This is a genomic window from Halomonas sp. SH5A2 (genome assembly GCF_014263395.1).
Classification (GTDB): domain Bacteria; phylum Pseudomonadota; class Gammaproteobacteria; order Pseudomonadales; family Halomonadaceae; genus Vreelandella.
On sequence record NZ_CP058321.1, the window covers coordinates 3,776,008 to 3,790,510 of the forward strand.

Genomic DNA, 14,503 nt, shown 5'->3' on the forward strand with positions numbered 1-14,503 from the left:
GCCCATGGCAGATCGTTGCCCTGCCTTAATCGCCAATGACCATGACGGCTTCGGCTTCCACCTGACTCCCTTTGGGCAGCGCTTTTACTCCTACCGCGGCACGGGCCGGGAACGGCATATCGAAAAACTCTTCCATCACCTTGTTCACGATCGCAAAGTTATCCAGCTCGACCAGGTACAGGTTCAGTTTGACGATATCGCCAAGCGTCCCGGCGGCTTCTTCGCAGACCGCCTGCAGGTTGGTAAATACCTGACGTGCCTGCTTTTCGAAATCGTCCGAGACGATTTCCATAGTGGCTGGGTCCAGCGGAATCTGGCCCGACAGGTACACGGTATTGCCTGCTTTAACCGCCTGAGAGTAGGGGCCGATAGCAGCGGGGGCTTTCTCAGTGTTGATAACAGCTTTGTTGCTCATTGGATGTCATGCTCCTTGGTGCACTCAACGTTGATCATGGTGGTCTCGCCATCGCTAACGCTGCCAGCCATAGGCCAGCAGGTCGCCACAGCGGGCGCTTAATTTGCCATGCGGGTTATTTTGCTGACATTAGGCAGGTTGCGAATACGTTTCATAATGCGGGCAAGGTGAACGCGTCCTTTTACCGAAAGCGTGAGGTTCACCGTAGCGAGACGCGCATCGCGCTCTTCAATCCCGATGCGCTCGATGTTGGCTTCCGCATCGGTGACCAACCCGGCGAGTTGAGCCACAATCCCTCGGCGACTTTCGATTTCAATGCGCAGGACAACCGGAAAGTCTTCGTCGATGTTCTCTGACCATTCCAGCGCAAAGACTTTATCAGGGTCGTCTCTGTCCACCAGGTTTTTACATTCAGACCGATGTACCACAAGCCCTTTACCCATCGAAAGATGGCCAATGATGCTATCGCCGGGCAGCGGGTGGCAGCAGCGAGCAAAGTTAATCACCATGCCCTCGCTGCCGCTTATCACCACCGCCTTTTGGCTGGTGCCCTCATTGATCAGCTCACTGGGACGACCGTCCGCTACATCCACCAGGCGTCGTGCCACAACGTGGGCAACGCGGTTGCCAAGGCCCAACGACTCTAACAGTGCCTCTTCTGACGCCACGTCGAGTTGCTCGAACGCGCGGTTTAATACCTTTGGTTCCAGTTCTTCCAAGCTGGTATTGAAGGGGGCCAGCGCCTTGTTCAACAACCGCCGCCCGAGCATCACCGCTTCAGTATGCTGCTGATTCTTGAGGGCATGACGAATGGCCGAGCGCGCTTTGGCCGTGGTGACGAAATTCAGCCACGCCAGATTGGGACGCGCCCCGGGAGCAGTGATAATTTCCAGCGTCTGGCCACTTTCCAGACGCGTGGAAAGCGGCGCCAGGTGGCGGTCGATGCGGCAGGCGATACAGTGGTTACCGATATCAGTGTGCACCGTATAGGCGAAGTCGATTACCGTAGCGCCCTGGGGCAGCTCCATGATATCGCCCTTGGGGGTGAACACGTAGATATCGTCGGGAAACAGGTCGTTTTTGACGTGCTCGATAAACTCCAGGGAATCGCCGGCGTGACGCTGCATCTCCAAAAGCCCTTTCACCCAGGCGCGGGCGCGGGCGTGGCTGCCTTCGGCAATCGGATGCGAGGTTTGCCCGGCTTTATACAGCCAATGCGCGGCAATGCCGTTATTGGCCATAGCCTCCATTTCACGGGTGCGAATCTGTACCTCAATCGGCATTCCCCGCGCGCCAAACAGGGTGGTGTGCAAGCTCTGGTAACCGTTTGCCTTAGGAATCGCGATGTAGTCCTTGAATCTTCCAGGCACCGGCTTATACAGGTTATGCACCACGCCCAAAATGCGATAGCAGCTGGCCACATCGTCGGTGATGATGCGAAAACCGAACACATCCATGATTTCGACAAAGGGTTTGCGCTGGTCGCGCATCTTGCGATAGATCGACAGCAGATGCTTTTGGCGGCCAACAACCGTACCGCTCAGACCTTCGTCGTCGACGCTTTTTTGCAGCGTGGCCTGGACTTCCCGCATTGCACTGCGCCGATGGCCGCGCGCGTTGGAGACAGCGCGTTTGATACGCTCCGAACGCATCGGGTGGATCGCCTGAAAGGACAGGTCCTCGAGCTCAACGCGGATGGTGTTGATGCCCAGCCGCCCGGCAATGCGGGCGTAGATTTCCAGGGTTTCGCGGGCGATGCGGCGTTTTTTATCGGGGCGCAGCGCGCCCAGGGTGCGCATGTTATGCAGCCGGTCGGCGAGCTTGACGATAATCACGCGGATATCCCGCGACATCGCCAGGACCATCTTCTGGAAGTTTTCCGCCTGGGCGACGGCTTTATCCTCGAAGGTGATCTGGGTCAGCTTGGAGACGCCGTCGACCAGTTCCGCCACCGGCTCGCCGAACTGGGCGCCCAGCGCTTGTTTCGACACCCCGGTATCTTCAATCACATCGTGCAGCATGGCGGCCATCAGGCTTTGATGGTCCATGTGCATGTTCGCCAGGATGTTGGCCACCGCTAGCGGATGGGTAACGTAAGGTTCACCGGAGCGACGCCGCTGGCCATCGTGGGCCTGTTCAGCGTAATAAAAGGCGCGTTTGACCTGTTGGATCTCGTCGGGGGGTAGGTAGCCGCCGAGTCGGTCGGCCAGGTCATCAATGGTAAACATTTACCGCGCCTCTAATCGCTCAAAAAACCCTATTCGTCGATTTGTGCGCTGGGAGCCATTGCTGGACGAGCGCGAACAGGTGCTTCAACCGGTTCGTCCAGTACCGTGTGATCGATCAGACCCGCCGCGATTTCACGCAGCGCCATGACCGTGGGCTTGTCATTTTCCCAGGGTAGCTGTGAGTCACGGGTGCCCCGCGCCAGCTGACGGGCACGCTGGGTGGAAATCATCACGAGCTTGAAACGGTTTTCCACATTATCAAGACAATCTTCAACGGTGACGCGAGCCATGGGTGCCTTCCTGTAATAACGAGGCTGAATCGCGTCCGAGAGAGATCAAACGGGCCGATCCAGCTAAAGAGGGTAGTAGAACCGTGTAGATTACTCGACGCCGGGCGCCTGTGACAAGAGCGTTGCCAGCAAGGGCGCGTGGCGTTCGCTCATTAACGGGCGCGCCAGGCGACGGCTAATGACCAGCGACTGCAATTCCTGCAGCGCGGTGGTGAAGTCATCGTTGACCACCAGGTAGTCGTATTCGTCATAGTGCGACATTTCACTGATCGCATCGCGCATGCGTCGCTCGATGATGGCGTGCTCATCGGTCCCCCGACTGGCCAGGCGGCGTTCAAGCTCGCTGCGCGACGGCGGCAGGATGAAAATCGACACGGCATCAGGCATTTGTTCGCGCACCTGGCGCGCGCCCTGCCAATCGATTTCGAGAATCACGTCCTGGCCGGCATCCAGTACCGTTTGAGCCGCCTGGCGCGACGTACCGTAGTAATTATCGAAAACCTTGGCGTACTCAAAAAACTCGCCCCGCGCAATCATCGCCTCAAAGGTCGCCGCATCGGTGAAGTGGTAATTCACACCATCGACCTCACCTTCGCGCTTGGCCCGGGTGGTGTGCGATACCGACACCTGAATGCCATCGAGACTTTCGATCAGCTCGCGTACCAGGCTGGTTTTACCCGCCCCCGATGGGGCAGAAACGATAAACAGTGTACCTTGGGACATACGCGCTTCCCTTGTTGGCGAGGTAAACTCGTGCGAATAAAGCAGTGTAGAAAAGGGACGCAGTATCGCACACCCGTCGCGACGACTGTAGCGTTTCGCAGAACAGGGAGGTCACGATGCGAAGTACCTGGCTGATACTGGCGTTGGTCGCATTAGGCGTTGCCTTGCAAAAGGGCGTGATCGAGATTCCCCGCCACTGGTCACCATGGGCACCGCTATACGTCGACGACCCGGTGACACCGATCACGTCGCTAAAGCTTCGTCGCCTGGAACATGACCGTGTGGGTTGCCTGGCAGCGCTGGACAGCGTGCCGGATGACGCGCTGCGCTATTCTCCTCTAGCCGACTACACCCCCGTCGAAAGCTGCCCGCTTGAGAACGTGGTGCGCCTTGAAGCCAGCGGTGTCGCGTTCAACCGATCGTTCGTGGCCAGCTGCCCCCTTGCCCTGGCCTGGGTGATGTTTGAGCGCCACGCGCTGCAACCCAGCGCCGAGGTCATTCTCGACACCCAGGTACGCCAGGTCGACCATGTGGGAAGTTTTGCCTGCCGCAACGTGTATGGACGCGAGAGCGGACGGCGCAGTGAACACGCCACCGCCGAGGCACTGGACGTGACCGGCTTTCGCCTCGCTAACGGTGAGCGCATTACTCTGCTTAATGACTGGGGCAACGATGGGCCAACGGGAGCGTTTCTGCGCGACATACGCGATGATGCCTGCGACTTTTTTGGCAACACGCTGGGCCCCGATTACAACGCTGCCCACGCCGACCACTTTCACTTCGGGATGCGCGGCTTTCGCCTCTGTCGTTAATGTGCGAGAGACACACGGGTCGGCGGATAACGTTTCTCCAGCCATCGCCCGGCCACAAACAGCACGAGCCCGCACAGCGCCAGCCCGGTTCCCACCAGGCCGGTGCTTGACCAGTTGAAGCCCGCGCTGATCGCAAGCCCGGCAAGCCAGGCTCCCAGCGCATTGGCGCCGTTAAAGGCCGCGTGATTGAGCGACGCCGCCATGGTTTGGGCATCCTCGGCGACATCCATCAAGCGGGTTTGCAGCGAAGGCGCCAGTGCCATGCTGGTCCCCACCAGACCCACAAACAACAACCCCGTCCAGACATTATTCGCCGCGAAGTAAAATAGCCCCTGGATCACCGCGCACCACAGCAAAATAGCCGGAATCGCGCGCATCAGGTTTTTATCCGCCAGACGCCCGCCGACCAAGTTCCCGGCAATGGACCCCAGGCCGAAGATCACCAGTACCAAGGGCCCCAGCGCTTCGCTCATGCCCGCCTGCTGGGTCAGCGTCGGCATCACGTAACTAAAAATGGCGAACATGCCGCCGCAGCCGATACAGGCGATGGCCACGGTGACCAACACGCGCTGTTTGATCAGCGCCGACAGTTCACGCAGCGGGCTTGCCAGCGCATCAACGGGCTGAACCGGTACGTAACAGCGGATCAACAGCGCCGTAAGCAGCGCAATGCCGCCCACCGCGGCAAAGGCAATCTGCCAGCCGAAAAGGGTCCCCGCCCAGGTACCCAGCGGTGCGCCAACCAGAATCGCGACCGTCAGGCCCGTCATCACTCGGGCAATCGCCCGTGCCCGCTGATCGACGGGCACCGCCCCGGCCGCCACCAGAGCGGCAATGCCAAAGTAGGCGCCGTGGGGTAAGCCAGCAATAAAGCGCAAGCCGACAAACGACCAGAAACCCGGCGCCATGGCACTGGCAATATTGCCGACGGCAAACACCAGCATCAGCGCGATCAGCAGCGCTCGCTTGGGAACCCGTGCCGCCAGGGCAGAAATCAGCGGCGCACCGACCACCACGCCCAGGGCGTAGCTGCTGATCGCGTAGCCCACCTGGGGCACGCTGACCGCCAGATCCTCCGCGATGCGGTTCATCAGCCCCATAATGACAAATTCACTGGTGCCGATGCCAAAACCACCCAGCGCCAATACAAATTCAGCCAGGCGCGGGTTACGCGCCAGCCCATGAGACGGTGGGGTCGTCGAATCCTGCATGCTTGTCTCCTTGGGATACCGCTCTGCGGGTATCTCGATCAGCGCTAAATGATCGCAGGATTAGACAAAAGTATAAATATATGGCGCTAAAAAAGTTAGCGGGCGAACTCAGCGGCTGGTCTGTACAGACAACGCTTACGATGAGCGTGTTTAGCGTTCAAGTATTCGGGTCTTCTACTGACAGTAAGCGCTCACGCAGTTCACGGTTACGTGGTACTAACCCCGTTTGCAGACCTAGGGGGCGAAATACCTGGTTGAGCAGAGCCTGGGTAGGGCTCGCTTTATCGGCTTCTAAATCGGACAAGGAGCGACGACTGATGCCCACCAGCTCGGCATACTGTGTCTGTGACATCCCCAGCACGTCGCGTCGTAGTTGGCGCAACACCTTTCCTGACGTAATCTCCTCGCGCAATAGCTGGATCAGTAACTTAACAAGCAGTGCCTCGCGCTCAACGCTAGAGAGTTCTTTACGCTTCATATCAGTCCCCAGCGCTGCAACTTATCGTCCAAATAATCAAACCCCACTGCTTTCGACGCTAACACCGTTTTTGGCACTCCCCGTGCAGCAAGACGTTCTTTTAGTCCGACTAGCTGATTACCCAGCGCTTTTAGCTCTTCCATCAGCTGCTCGGGTGGCATATAGGCATTTAAGTTTTCAGCAATGGCTGCCCAGTTAAACTCGCGCCCCTCTTCAAACGGCGCCCCCCAGGTGGTAGTCCGAATGATGCCTTCTGGGTCAGCTTTCATGGGCGCAAAATCATACACCGGCGCCAGCCAGATTCCCTGGGGTGTTTTCAGCAGCGCCGTATTGCGACCATGGTTATCGCTGTTGGCAAACGCAACATTCAACAAATCACGTTTAACCCACTCGCTCACAAAACCTGCCACGTCAAAATGACCTCCCGCTTCGCGAACGCGGTGTTGCTGACGCAACTGGGCAACCAGGACCTCTATGGTGGCAAAATGGTTGAGGAAACTTCCCGGCTCTCGATCCATCACCGAATAAACCGATTCCAGTCCGAAAAATGCGCGCTTGCCCGCGTGGAAATCAACATCAAAGCGAGGCAGCCAAAGCGATGGATAACGCTCGCCTTCGAACAACCGCATCGCCTGGGTATCGATGGTCGTTATACCCAGCGACGCTAGCTCATGATAGAAGTGGTACTCAGCGCGCAGTATGTCGTTATCAAGCTCGGTGCGCTGGCCACGCGGAAATTTCACCAGATAATGATGGTCTTGATTGCGCGGATCATCCTGATAGGTATCGATCCAGACCTGATCATCTGGCGTACAGCGCAGCAATAGCTTGGGTGCCTCTCCGCCAGCACCGGTAGCACCTCCCCCGGCGGCTCCCATCTGCTGTGCATAGGCAAGAAAATCACTGTCGCGATCCACGACATCACGCAAGGAAAAGCGCTGCTGGTCGAGGGTACTTCCTGCAGGGCGCTCGGGAAGGGCCTGTTTAATACGTAAATTGCCCACCGGCGCAATCGTTCCCTTGGCCAACAGGGCGTAATCTTGCTCCGCCTGGCTAAGCGCCGAGATTCCCAACTGAGTAACCCAATAACGCCGGCTCGACCCCGAAGGCATGATATCGTCTAAGAACGCGAACCAGTGTGGCGATTGATGGGTATTCATTAGCTCAATGGGCAAACGCAGGCTGCAAGCATGTTCGTCATCGCGATCCAGCCATTCAAGGGCATAATCTGTGATATATCCCAAACGAGCAGGCCCCTTGCGACCCATTTCAGGGTGCTTAATCTCTAACTCGGCGGCATCGTGCCACTGGCCATGATGAAAGGCTTGCACCGTTAGCGCCATGGGTCACCTTTATTGAGCAATTTAATGTTCAAAAGTGTAGCTCAAAACCCATTAATGCGCACTTTAATGCTCAATAAAATATAGAAACCCAATTAATGAGCAATTAAACACTCATTTTTACCGAGAGGCGATAATGACAACAGATGACGCATCTTTTAAAACCATCGAGCAGGGCATGGCGGCACTCGCTGAGGCCGACCCGGATATCGCCCGTGCTTACCCCTTGGTGGGTGCGCCTGAACCACGCCAGCGCGATCAGGGTTTTGCGACGTTTTTCAGTACCATCGTCAGCCAGCAACTTTCCACCGAGGCCGCCCGCGCCATCATGGGCCGTGTGAACACGCTGCTGCCCGAACTGCACGCCCAAGCGGTGATCGATATCGAAGGCCAGGCGCTGCGCGATGCAGGGCTCTCCTGGCGCAAGATCGAGTACGCCAAGGGCCTGGCAGAAGCGGAGCTGGCGGGCACCTTTAGCGCCGATGGGCTTGAGCAGCTAAGCGACGACGAGGCGATTGCCGCGATTACCCAGCTACGCGGCTTTGGTCGCTGGAGTGCCGAGATTTATCTGATGTTCTCGCTGAAGCGCCCGGATATCTTTCCCGCCGATGATCTTGCCCTGCGGGTGGCGCTTGGCCGCCTTAAAGGTATGGACGACAAACCCACACCCAAGCAGGCGCGTCAGTGGGTGGCGCACTGGTCGCCCTGGCGCACGGTGGGGTCGCTGTTCTTGTGGCACTACTATCGCGGTGAACCCTTGTAACGAATGGCTCATCAGGGCACTTCGTCGATTCAAGATAGCCTTTTTTCAGGAGTAACCCACCATGGCCAATCTCGCCCCTGCCTACCGCGCCAAACCCGGCTCACCGCTTTTCGTCGACCGTACTTTCTACAACCGGATTGCCAACGCCACGGGCCAGCGCAGACGTGTAGAAACGATAGAAGTACCGATTCGCGACGCACGCGCCTGGAAAGTGCCCGCCGGCCACGTGATGCGCATCTGTACTCGCCAAGGCCCTCAGGTGGGCGATTTCAATCTCTGGTCCCTGCACAACCCGAGGGAGCGTTTCTGGGCTTCGCGCACCCGCCAACTTCAGCGCGCCCACGTCAGTGTGCATGACCGGTTGTGGTCGACCCTGCCGTACCTTCGACCGATGGCGACCATCACCGCCGACACCCTGGAAGATTACGGTGTCGACGAAGACGGCGGTCGGGTTCACGATCTACTGGGCACGCGCTGCGATCCCTACGTGAACCATCTGCTGACCGGTGAAGATTTTGACTTTCACTGTCACTCCAACTTGACCCGTGCCGTGGCCCCCTTTGGGCTCACCGAATTTGATGTTCACGATGTGCTCAACGTCTTTCAGTGCACCGGCCTCAATGAACAGGGCCAGTACTTCATGAAGGCGTGCCCGGCACGGGAAGGCGACTACCTGGAGTTGTTTGCCGAGATTGACTTGCTCTGCGCGCTCTCGTGCTGCCCAGGCGGGGATCTATCGGTTGATTTGTGGGGCTCTGACGCCACCGACGAAGACCTGCTGGCCACCTGCCACCCCATCGGCATCGAGATCTATGCCCTCGACGACGAGGTTCTGGAGGGCTGGTCACCACCGACACCCTCCAACTATCGAGGCAACCACGGCCTGCGCCCGCCCACAGAAGATTGGAGCGCCAAGCGCAGACAGTGCTGCTGACACCATCATCAGGCGTCGAGACCGCCAAATCGTCCGTTCTGATAATCCTCGACCGCCTGGACAATCTCTTCGCGGGTGTTCATCACAAAGGGGCCATGGGAGTAGACGGGTTCGTCGATCACATCACCGTGGCCAAACAGCAGGCGCGCATCGCTGTTGGCTTCAAGTGCTAGACTATCGCCTTCGCGGTCCACTTCGATCAGGTGGTGCGGCTGAACTGGTTCGCCGCCCACCTCAACGTTTCCTTCCACCACGTAGAGAAACACCTGCCGCCTGGGGGCAACGGGCAACGCCACGTTCGCGCCAGCAGGCAACCGCAGCGTCGACATAAACACCCCGGTCAGCGTCTCAATTGGGCCAACACTGCCTTCCCACTCACCGGCGATCAGGTTCAGCTCACCGCCGCCCGGCAGCGCAATGGCGGGTATCGACGTTTGCTGAAGCCCCACATAGCGGGGTTCGCTCATCTTCAAACGCGCCGGTAGATTGACCCACAGCTGCAGAATCTCCAGCGGGCCGCCGTCAAGCAGAAACTCGGGCGGCGAAATTTCCGCATGCACAATGCCACTGCCCGCGGTCATCCACTGCACGCCACCAGTGTGAATCACGCTTTGATGCTGAGTGCTGTCCGCATGAGCTAGTGAGCCTTCCAGAATAAACGTCACCGTTTCAAAGCCACGGTGTGGGTGCGGACCAAACGGCAACCCACCGTTATTGGCCGGGTACGTCTGCGGGCCGTGATGGTTGAGAAACAGGAAGGGATCGAGCTGTTCAAGCTGCGGCCCCGGCAACGGCCGACGGGTAACCAAATCACCGATATCATCGCGCTTGGCCGGGTGCTGGGCGATCACTCGACGCACTGTTTGGGTGGTATCTGCTGGCATCATTTGCTCCTTATCAATACTGCCCAGCGTAAAACCTGCAGCCGCCGATGAGGAGCGAATAATTTGCCCTGTTTCGTTGCAGGAAATTGTTAGAAACCGGCTTAAGGCGCGCTAATACTTAACCGCCCTACCACTGGAAATTCGTCCCCCTCGGGGCGCACTACGATCACATCGCCAGACCTCAATCCGCTGCCAACCAACGCCGAGATATTGACCTGATGCGTCACCAACAGCAGGTTGCCCGGCCCCTGCCACTCCAGAATGCGCTCCCGGGCGCTTTGGGTGCGTTCCGACCGCGCGCTACGTTCACGGAAGAAGGAGTCCAGCCACGGAGCAGCTTCGACCTCGCCGACATCCATTAGCTCAGCAGATTCCAAGGCTCGGCACCACTGCGACGAGTAGATTGCCGCAATGGGAATATCACGCTCACGGAACTCACGCCCCACCGCTTCGGCCTGAGCACGCCCATCACCCGAAAGATTGCGCTGCGTCTCGCAGCGGCCCCGTTCAAATTCAGGCGGATCGCCTACACCAGGGGCCAGCGAATGACGCATCAAAATCACCATGCCCCCTTCCTGCAATGCCTGCCAGGTGGCGTCGCTGGCCTGGGCAGTGATGGACAACATGCCCAGTACACTGAGCAATAGGCTTAACGTGAGTTGGCGTAGGGAGGGCATGGAGATTGTCCTTCAATCATCGATAAGCATTAACAAAGCCAAGGCAATAGGCATGTGATGCCCATCCATCTTCCCAATTCAAGACGCGGCAGGCATTTGCTACGACAAAGCCTAAACGACTTGGCGCGGCTATACGCGCTGACCCAGCCAAACCCATTCAACGCACGGATAGCTTCCTCATCAGCCGCAACAATGAAGCCCGCTTTCTCAAAACTCAGTCACTACCGTCACGCCCGCCCCTTCGAACTTATCCATGTTCATCAGCGCATCAATGGACTGCTCAAGGGTGATGCGTTTGCCAATCAGCTGCTCAGGCGCCAGCTTGCCAGACTGGATCATCGCCAGCATGGCGTCATAACGGTGGGCCTGCATGCCATGACTGCCGAGTATTTCAAGCTCGTTGGCAATGACTTGGCTCATGGGAATAGCCGGTGTGCTGTTCTCGGCCAACATCAGTCCGACCTGAATATGCTTGCCACGTTTACGCAGGTTGCTGATGGAATTAAAGCAAGTCGTCGGATGCCCTAGCGCATCCAGCGACACGTGAGCACCTCCCTGGGTTATGTCCGCCACTGCTTCCACCACATTGGCGACCTTGGCAGCATTCACGGTGGCAACGGCGCCCAATTGACGGGCCAGATTAAGCGCCTCTTCCGAAATATCGATGGCGACAACGTTAGCGCCGATGGCGTTGGCAATCATCACGGCGGATAGACCAACACCCCCGCAGCCGTGAACGGCCACCCACTGCCCGGCCGATGTCTGGCCCTGATCGACCACCGCCCGAAATGAAGTGACAAACCGACAGCCCAGGCTAGCCGCGGTGGCAAAGTCTAACGACTCTGGCAGCGCCACCAAATTGACGTCGGCGTAATGAATACCCACATACTCGGCAAAGGAACCCCAGTGGGTAAAACCGGGCTGAAACTGGCTATCGCACACCTGATGATTACCGGAGTGACACTCTGGGCAGGTGCCGCACCCGCCCACGAAAGGCACTGTCACGTGATCGCCAACACGCCACTTTTTTACGTCTTTACCCACGGCTTCGACCACGCCAGCAAGCTCATGCCCTGGCACATGGGGAAGCTGTATATCGGTATCATGGCCCACCCAGCCATGCCAGTCGCTCCGGCACACCCCGTTCGCCATCACCTTCACCACAACCCCATGCGATTCTGGCGTCGGGTCAGGCAACTGCTGAATCTTTGGTGGGGCGGAAAACTGCTCAAAAACAACGGCTTTCATAAACGACTCCTGCGCGGTATTAATTGTTATTAATATAACCAACCACACCTGAAATTACTTTTCTGATTGATGGACACACCCGCTGATTTTGAAGCACTCTTTTTTTTAAACGCATAAACATGAAAGATCTTTTCAAATGAGCCCACTGGAAAAAGTAGACGCCCAAATAATCGATAGCCTTCAAGCTGATGGCCGACTATCCATCGCCAAGCTGGCCGAGCGGCTAGGAATGAGCGAAGCCACCTGCTGGCGTCGCCATAAACGCCTGGAGGAGTTGGGCGTGATCGAAGGCTACCAAGCCACGCTGAACCGCCGACAGCTAGGCGGTAACGTGCTGGCGTTTGTACAGATCACCTGTACCAAGCACAGCGAAGCTGCCACCGCGGAGTTCGAACGTATTCTCCAGGCCAGCTCCCGGGTGCTCAGTTGCCATAACACCACCGGCGAGGCGGACTTCCTCTTGCAAGTCATCGCCCGGGACCTCGATGACTACAGCCGCTTCGTGGAAAAGGTGCTACGCCAGCTGCCAGGGGTATCTAGCATTCGCTCCAATATCTCCCTGCGGGAAATGAAGGCGACAAGCCACTTGCCGGTTGGGGAATTACTGGGGCTGTGAGCGAGGCAGTTGGGTATGGGGCAGTCGAACAACGTCAGCAGCAGGCTCGACATATAGCTCACTCAATATTTTGTATTTGTTCCCGCATCTGCTCGATCAGCACCTTCAACTCCACCGCACAGCGGGTCGTCTCGGCGACCACCGATTTGGACGAGAGCGTGTTGGCTTCGCGGTTGAGTTCCTGCATCAGGAAATCCAGACGGCGGCCTTTGGGGCCTTTTTGGTTCAGTTGACGACCGACCTCGTCGACATGGGCCGTGAGGCGGTCCAGTTCTTCGTCCACGTCGGCTTTTTGTGCCACCAGTACCAGCTCGGCTTCAAGGCGTTGCGGGTCGAGGTCGGTCTTGGCGACCTCTAAACGCTCCAGCAGAAGGGTGCGCTGGCGCTCAAGAATCTGCGGCAGCAGGCTGCGCACAGTGGCCACCTGCTCGCTGACGGCGGCGAGTCGGGTGGTGATCATCACGGCGAGCTTGTCGCCTTCACGGGCGCGGGCGTCAATGAGCTCATCCAGCGCCTGGTCAAACAGCGCCTTCGCAGCCGAGGTAATGGCCTCCTGATCCAGGTGCTGGGTTTCCATGACGCCGGGCTGGTTGAGTAGCGCAAGGGTGGTCGGCGGCACCGCGCTGGGTACCTGCTGTTGAATCGCCGCCAGAGCATCGGCGATCTCTTTTAGCCGCTGAGCGTTCACGGCGGGCGCCTGACTGGCCTCGGCGGCCTCAAAGCGCAGGCTGCACTCGACTTTCCCGCGTGCCAAGCGGGCGCGCAGGGTATCGCGCAGCGCGGGCTCCAGCTCACGCAAGGCATCGGGCAGGCGAAAATGGGGCTCCAAATAGCGCTGGTTCACCGAGCGGATTTCCACTTGTAAGGTGCCAAAAGGCGCAACCTGCTCGGCGCGGGCGAAGGCGGTCATGCTGTGTACGCGGCTGGAAGCGGCCATGGTTCATCCTGTTAGTTAAAAACGATTCATTACGCATTGCCAACAGTCTACCCGATAGGCCCATCAGCGCACGCCCAGACGTGTACAATGGAGAACTTTTCCTAGTTACGCGTTTATTGAGAGGTATTATTTGTGAGCAGTGCTAAGCGTCCTGATGTTGTGCGTCCCAGCGGTCGCGAGGCCGACCAACTGCGTGATATTCGCATAACCCGCGATTACACCCGCCATGCGGAAGGCTCGGTACTGGTGGAGTTTGGCGATACCAAGGTGCTATGTAATGCCAGCGTAGACGCCACGGTGCCGCGCTGGCTACGCGGCAAGAATCAAGGCTGGGTCACCGCAGAGTACGGCATGCTGCCCCGCGCGACCCACTCGCGCAGCAACCGCGAAGCGACTCAAGGCAAACAGGGCGGCCGCACGCTGGAAATTCAGCGCTTGATCGGCCGTAGCCTGCGCGCTGCGGTGAACTTGAAGAAGCTGGGTGAGTTCACGATTACCGTCGATTGCGATGTCATCCAGGCCGACGGCGGCACCCGCACCGCCGCGATTACCGGCGGCTGTGTCGCGCTGGTGGATGCCATCCGCTACCTGCAGCGCGATAAAAAGATCAAAGGCGACCCCTTCAAGCAGCTGGTCAGCGCGATTTCGGTGGGTATCTACAAAGGCGTGCCGGTGCTGGACCTGGACTACCCGGAAGACAGCAAGGCCGACACCGACCTGAACGTGGTGATGACTGAAAGCAGCGAGTTGATCGAAGTGCAGGGCACCGCCGAAGCGGGCGCGTTCAATCGCGCCGAGCTGAACGCCATGCTTGACCTCGCTGAGAAAGCAGGCGACGAGCTACGTGAAAAGCAGCGCGAAGCGCTGGGTATTCGAGGTTAATTAAACGCTAGCCACAACGCCACAAGCCGACCCTTGGGTCGGCTTGTGGCTTATTACCTGCGAAC

The 14,503-nt window shown here is 58.3% G+C and carries 16 protein-coding genes; 5 read left to right on the plus strand and 11 right to left on the minus strand.

Annotated features, from left to right (window positions below; all coding sequences use genetic code 11):
- Positions 1-25: 25 nt before the first annotated feature.
- From HXW73_RS17390 to gmk, 4 genes are all read right to left on the minus strand, one after another.
- Positions 26-415 (minus strand): RidA family protein, encoded by a 390-nt coding sequence (locus tag HXW73_RS17390; protein ID WP_186254275.1) that lies wholly within the window; start codon positions 413-415, stop codon positions 26-28.
- Between the two features lie 98 nt (positions 416-513).
- Positions 514-2,643: a RelA/SpoT family protein gene (locus HXW73_RS17395; RefSeq protein WP_186254276.1), complete on the minus strand. Its 2,130-nt coding sequence runs from the start codon at positions 2,641-2,643 to the stop codon at positions 514-516.
- Positions 2,644-2,672: 29 nt separating this feature from the next.
- Positions 2,673-2,933 (minus strand): DNA-directed RNA polymerase subunit omega, encoded by a 261-nt coding sequence (gene rpoZ, locus HXW73_RS17400; protein ID WP_186254277.1) that lies wholly within the window; start codon positions 2,931-2,933, stop codon positions 2,673-2,675.
- A gap of 90 nt (positions 2,934-3,023) precedes the next feature.
- On the minus strand, positions 3,024-3,656 hold the full coding sequence (gmk, locus tag HXW73_RS17405) for a guanylate kinase (RefSeq protein WP_186254278.1): 633 nt from the start codon (positions 3,654-3,656) through the stop codon (positions 3,024-3,026).
- A gap of 116 nt (positions 3,657-3,772) precedes the next feature.
- On the opposite strand from gmk, the gene HXW73_RS17410 reads away from it, so the two are divergent.
- On the plus strand, positions 3,773-4,468 hold the full coding sequence (locus tag HXW73_RS17410; RefSeq protein ID WP_186254279.1) for an extensin-like domain-containing protein: 696 nt from the start codon (positions 3,773-3,775) through the stop codon (positions 4,466-4,468).
- Here the strand turns inward: HXW73_RS17410 and HXW73_RS17415 are convergent.
- The 3 genes from HXW73_RS17415 to HXW73_RS17425 all read right to left on the minus strand — a co-directional run bounded on the left by HXW73_RS17415 (position 4,465) and on the right by HXW73_RS17425 (position 7,500).
- Positions 4,465-5,679: an MFS transporter gene (locus HXW73_RS17415; protein WP_186254280.1), complete on the minus strand. Its 1,215-nt coding sequence runs from the start codon at positions 5,677-5,679 to the stop codon at positions 4,465-4,467. The genes HXW73_RS17410 and HXW73_RS17415 overlap by 4 nt on opposite strands.
- A gap of 157 nt (positions 5,680-5,836) precedes the next feature.
- On the minus strand, positions 5,837-6,157 hold the full coding sequence (locus HXW73_RS17420; RefSeq protein WP_186254281.1) for a helix-turn-helix transcriptional regulator: 321 nt from the start codon (positions 6,155-6,157) through the stop codon (positions 5,837-5,839).
- Entirely contained in the window at positions 6,154-7,500 is a 1,347-nt protein-coding gene (locus HXW73_RS17425) for a type II toxin-antitoxin system HipA family toxin (RefSeq protein ID WP_186254282.1), read from the minus strand. Before HXW73_RS17425 ends, HXW73_RS17420 begins: the two co-directional genes overlap by 4 nt.
- Before the next feature lie 133 nt (positions 7,501-7,633).
- Here HXW73_RS17425 and HXW73_RS17430 point away from each other — a divergent pair, with 133 nt between their 5' ends.
- The gene (locus HXW73_RS17430) at positions 7,634-8,260 is read left to right on the plus strand and encodes a DNA-3-methyladenine glycosylase family protein (protein ID WP_186254283.1); all 627 of its coding nucleotides are present in this window, start codon (positions 7,634-7,636) and stop codon (positions 8,258-8,260) included.
- A gap of 61 nt (positions 8,261-8,321) precedes the next feature.
- The gene (locus HXW73_RS17435; RefSeq protein WP_186254284.1) at positions 8,322-9,194 is read left to right on the plus strand and encodes an urea carboxylase-associated family protein; all 873 of its coding nucleotides are present in this window, start codon (positions 8,322-8,324) and stop codon (positions 9,192-9,194) included.
- Between the two features lie 8 nt (positions 9,195-9,202).
- Here HXW73_RS17435 and HXW73_RS17440 read toward each other — a convergent pair whose 3' ends face one another.
- From HXW73_RS17440 to HXW73_RS17450, 3 genes are all read right to left on the minus strand, one after another.
- Positions 9,203-10,078: a pirin family protein gene (locus HXW73_RS17440; protein WP_186254285.1), complete on the minus strand. Its 876-nt coding sequence runs from the start codon at positions 10,076-10,078 to the stop codon at positions 9,203-9,205.
- A 101-nt stretch (positions 10,079-10,179) separates the two neighbouring features.
- The gene (locus HXW73_RS17445; RefSeq protein WP_186254286.1) at positions 10,180-10,755 is read right to left on the minus strand and encodes a histidine phosphatase family protein; all 576 of its coding nucleotides are present in this window, start codon (positions 10,753-10,755) and stop codon (positions 10,180-10,182) included.
- 207 nt (positions 10,756-10,962) lie between these two features.
- Positions 10,963-12,003: a zinc-dependent alcohol dehydrogenase family protein gene (locus HXW73_RS17450; RefSeq protein ID WP_186254287.1), complete on the minus strand. Its 1,041-nt coding sequence runs from the start codon at positions 12,001-12,003 to the stop codon at positions 10,963-10,965.
- Between the two features lie 136 nt (positions 12,004-12,139).
- Here HXW73_RS17450 and HXW73_RS17455 point away from each other — a divergent pair, with 136 nt between their 5' ends.
- Positions 12,140-12,619 (plus strand): Lrp/AsnC family transcriptional regulator, encoded by a 480-nt coding sequence (locus HXW73_RS17455; RefSeq protein WP_186254288.1) that lies wholly within the window; start codon positions 12,140-12,142, stop codon positions 12,617-12,619.
- Between the two features lie 58 nt (positions 12,620-12,677).
- On the opposite strand, the gene HXW73_RS17460 is transcribed toward HXW73_RS17455, so the two are convergent.
- Entirely contained in the window at positions 12,678-13,556 is an 879-nt protein-coding gene (locus HXW73_RS17460) for a YicC/YloC family endoribonuclease (RefSeq protein WP_186254289.1), read from the minus strand.
- Between the two features lie 159 nt (positions 13,557-13,715).
- Here HXW73_RS17460 and rph point away from each other — a divergent pair, with 159 nt between their 5' ends.
- Positions 13,716-14,438, plus strand: a complete 723-nt coding sequence (gene rph, locus HXW73_RS17465; protein ID WP_186256069.1) for a ribonuclease PH — start codon at positions 13,716-13,718, stop codon at positions 14,436-14,438.
- The last annotated feature ends 65 nt before the right edge of the window (positions 14,439-14,503 follow it).

Bases quoted from the DNA above. Each gene is read 5' to 3' on its own strand.
- HXW73_RS17390 (WP_186254275.1), bottom strand. From the start codon at position 415: ATGAGCAACAAAGCTGTTATCAACACTGAGAAAGCCCCCGCTGCTATC.
- HXW73_RS17395 (WP_186254276.1), bottom strand. From the start codon at position 2,643: ATGTTTACCATTGATGACCTGGCCGACCGACTCGGCGGCTACCTACCC.
- rpoZ (WP_186254277.1), bottom strand. From the start codon at position 2,933: ATGGCTCGCGTCACCGTTGAAGATTGTCTTGATAATGTGGAAAACCGT.
- gmk (WP_186254278.1), bottom strand. From the start codon at position 3,656: ATGTCCCAAGGTACACTGTTTATCGTTTCTGCCCCATCGGGGGCGGGT.
- HXW73_RS17410 (WP_186254279.1), top strand. From the start codon at position 3,773: ATGCGAAGTACCTGGCTGATACTGGCGTTGGTCGCATTAGGCGTTGCC.
- HXW73_RS17415 (WP_186254280.1), bottom strand. From the start codon at position 5,679: ATGCAGGATTCGACGACCCCACCGTCTCATGGGCTGGCGCGTAACCCG.
- HXW73_RS17420 (WP_186254281.1), bottom strand. From the start codon at position 6,157: ATGAAGCGTAAAGAACTCTCTAGCGTTGAGCGCGAGGCACTGCTTGTT.
- HXW73_RS17425 (WP_186254282.1), bottom strand. From the start codon at position 7,500: ATGGCGCTAACGGTGCAAGCCTTTCATCATGGCCAGTGGCACGATGCC.
- HXW73_RS17430 (WP_186254283.1), top strand. From the start codon at position 7,634: ATGACAACAGATGACGCATCTTTTAAAACCATCGAGCAGGGCATGGCG.
- HXW73_RS17435 (WP_186254284.1), top strand. From the start codon at position 8,322: ATGGCCAATCTCGCCCCTGCCTACCGCGCCAAACCCGGCTCACCGCTT.
- HXW73_RS17440 (WP_186254285.1), bottom strand. From the start codon at position 10,078: ATGCCAGCAGATACCACCCAAACAGTGCGTCGAGTGATCGCCCAGCAC.
- HXW73_RS17445 (WP_186254286.1), bottom strand. From the start codon at position 10,755: ATGCCCTCCCTACGCCAACTCACGTTAAGCCTATTGCTCAGTGTACTG.
- HXW73_RS17450 (WP_186254287.1), bottom strand. From the start codon at position 12,003: ATGAAAGCCGTTGTTTTTGAGCAGTTTTCCGCCCCACCAAAGATTCAG.
- HXW73_RS17455 (WP_186254288.1), top strand. From the start codon at position 12,140: ATGAGCCCACTGGAAAAAGTAGACGCCCAAATAATCGATAGCCTTCAA.
- HXW73_RS17460 (WP_186254289.1), bottom strand. From the start codon at position 13,556: ATGGCCGCTTCCAGCCGCGTACACAGCATGACCGCCTTCGCCCGCGCC.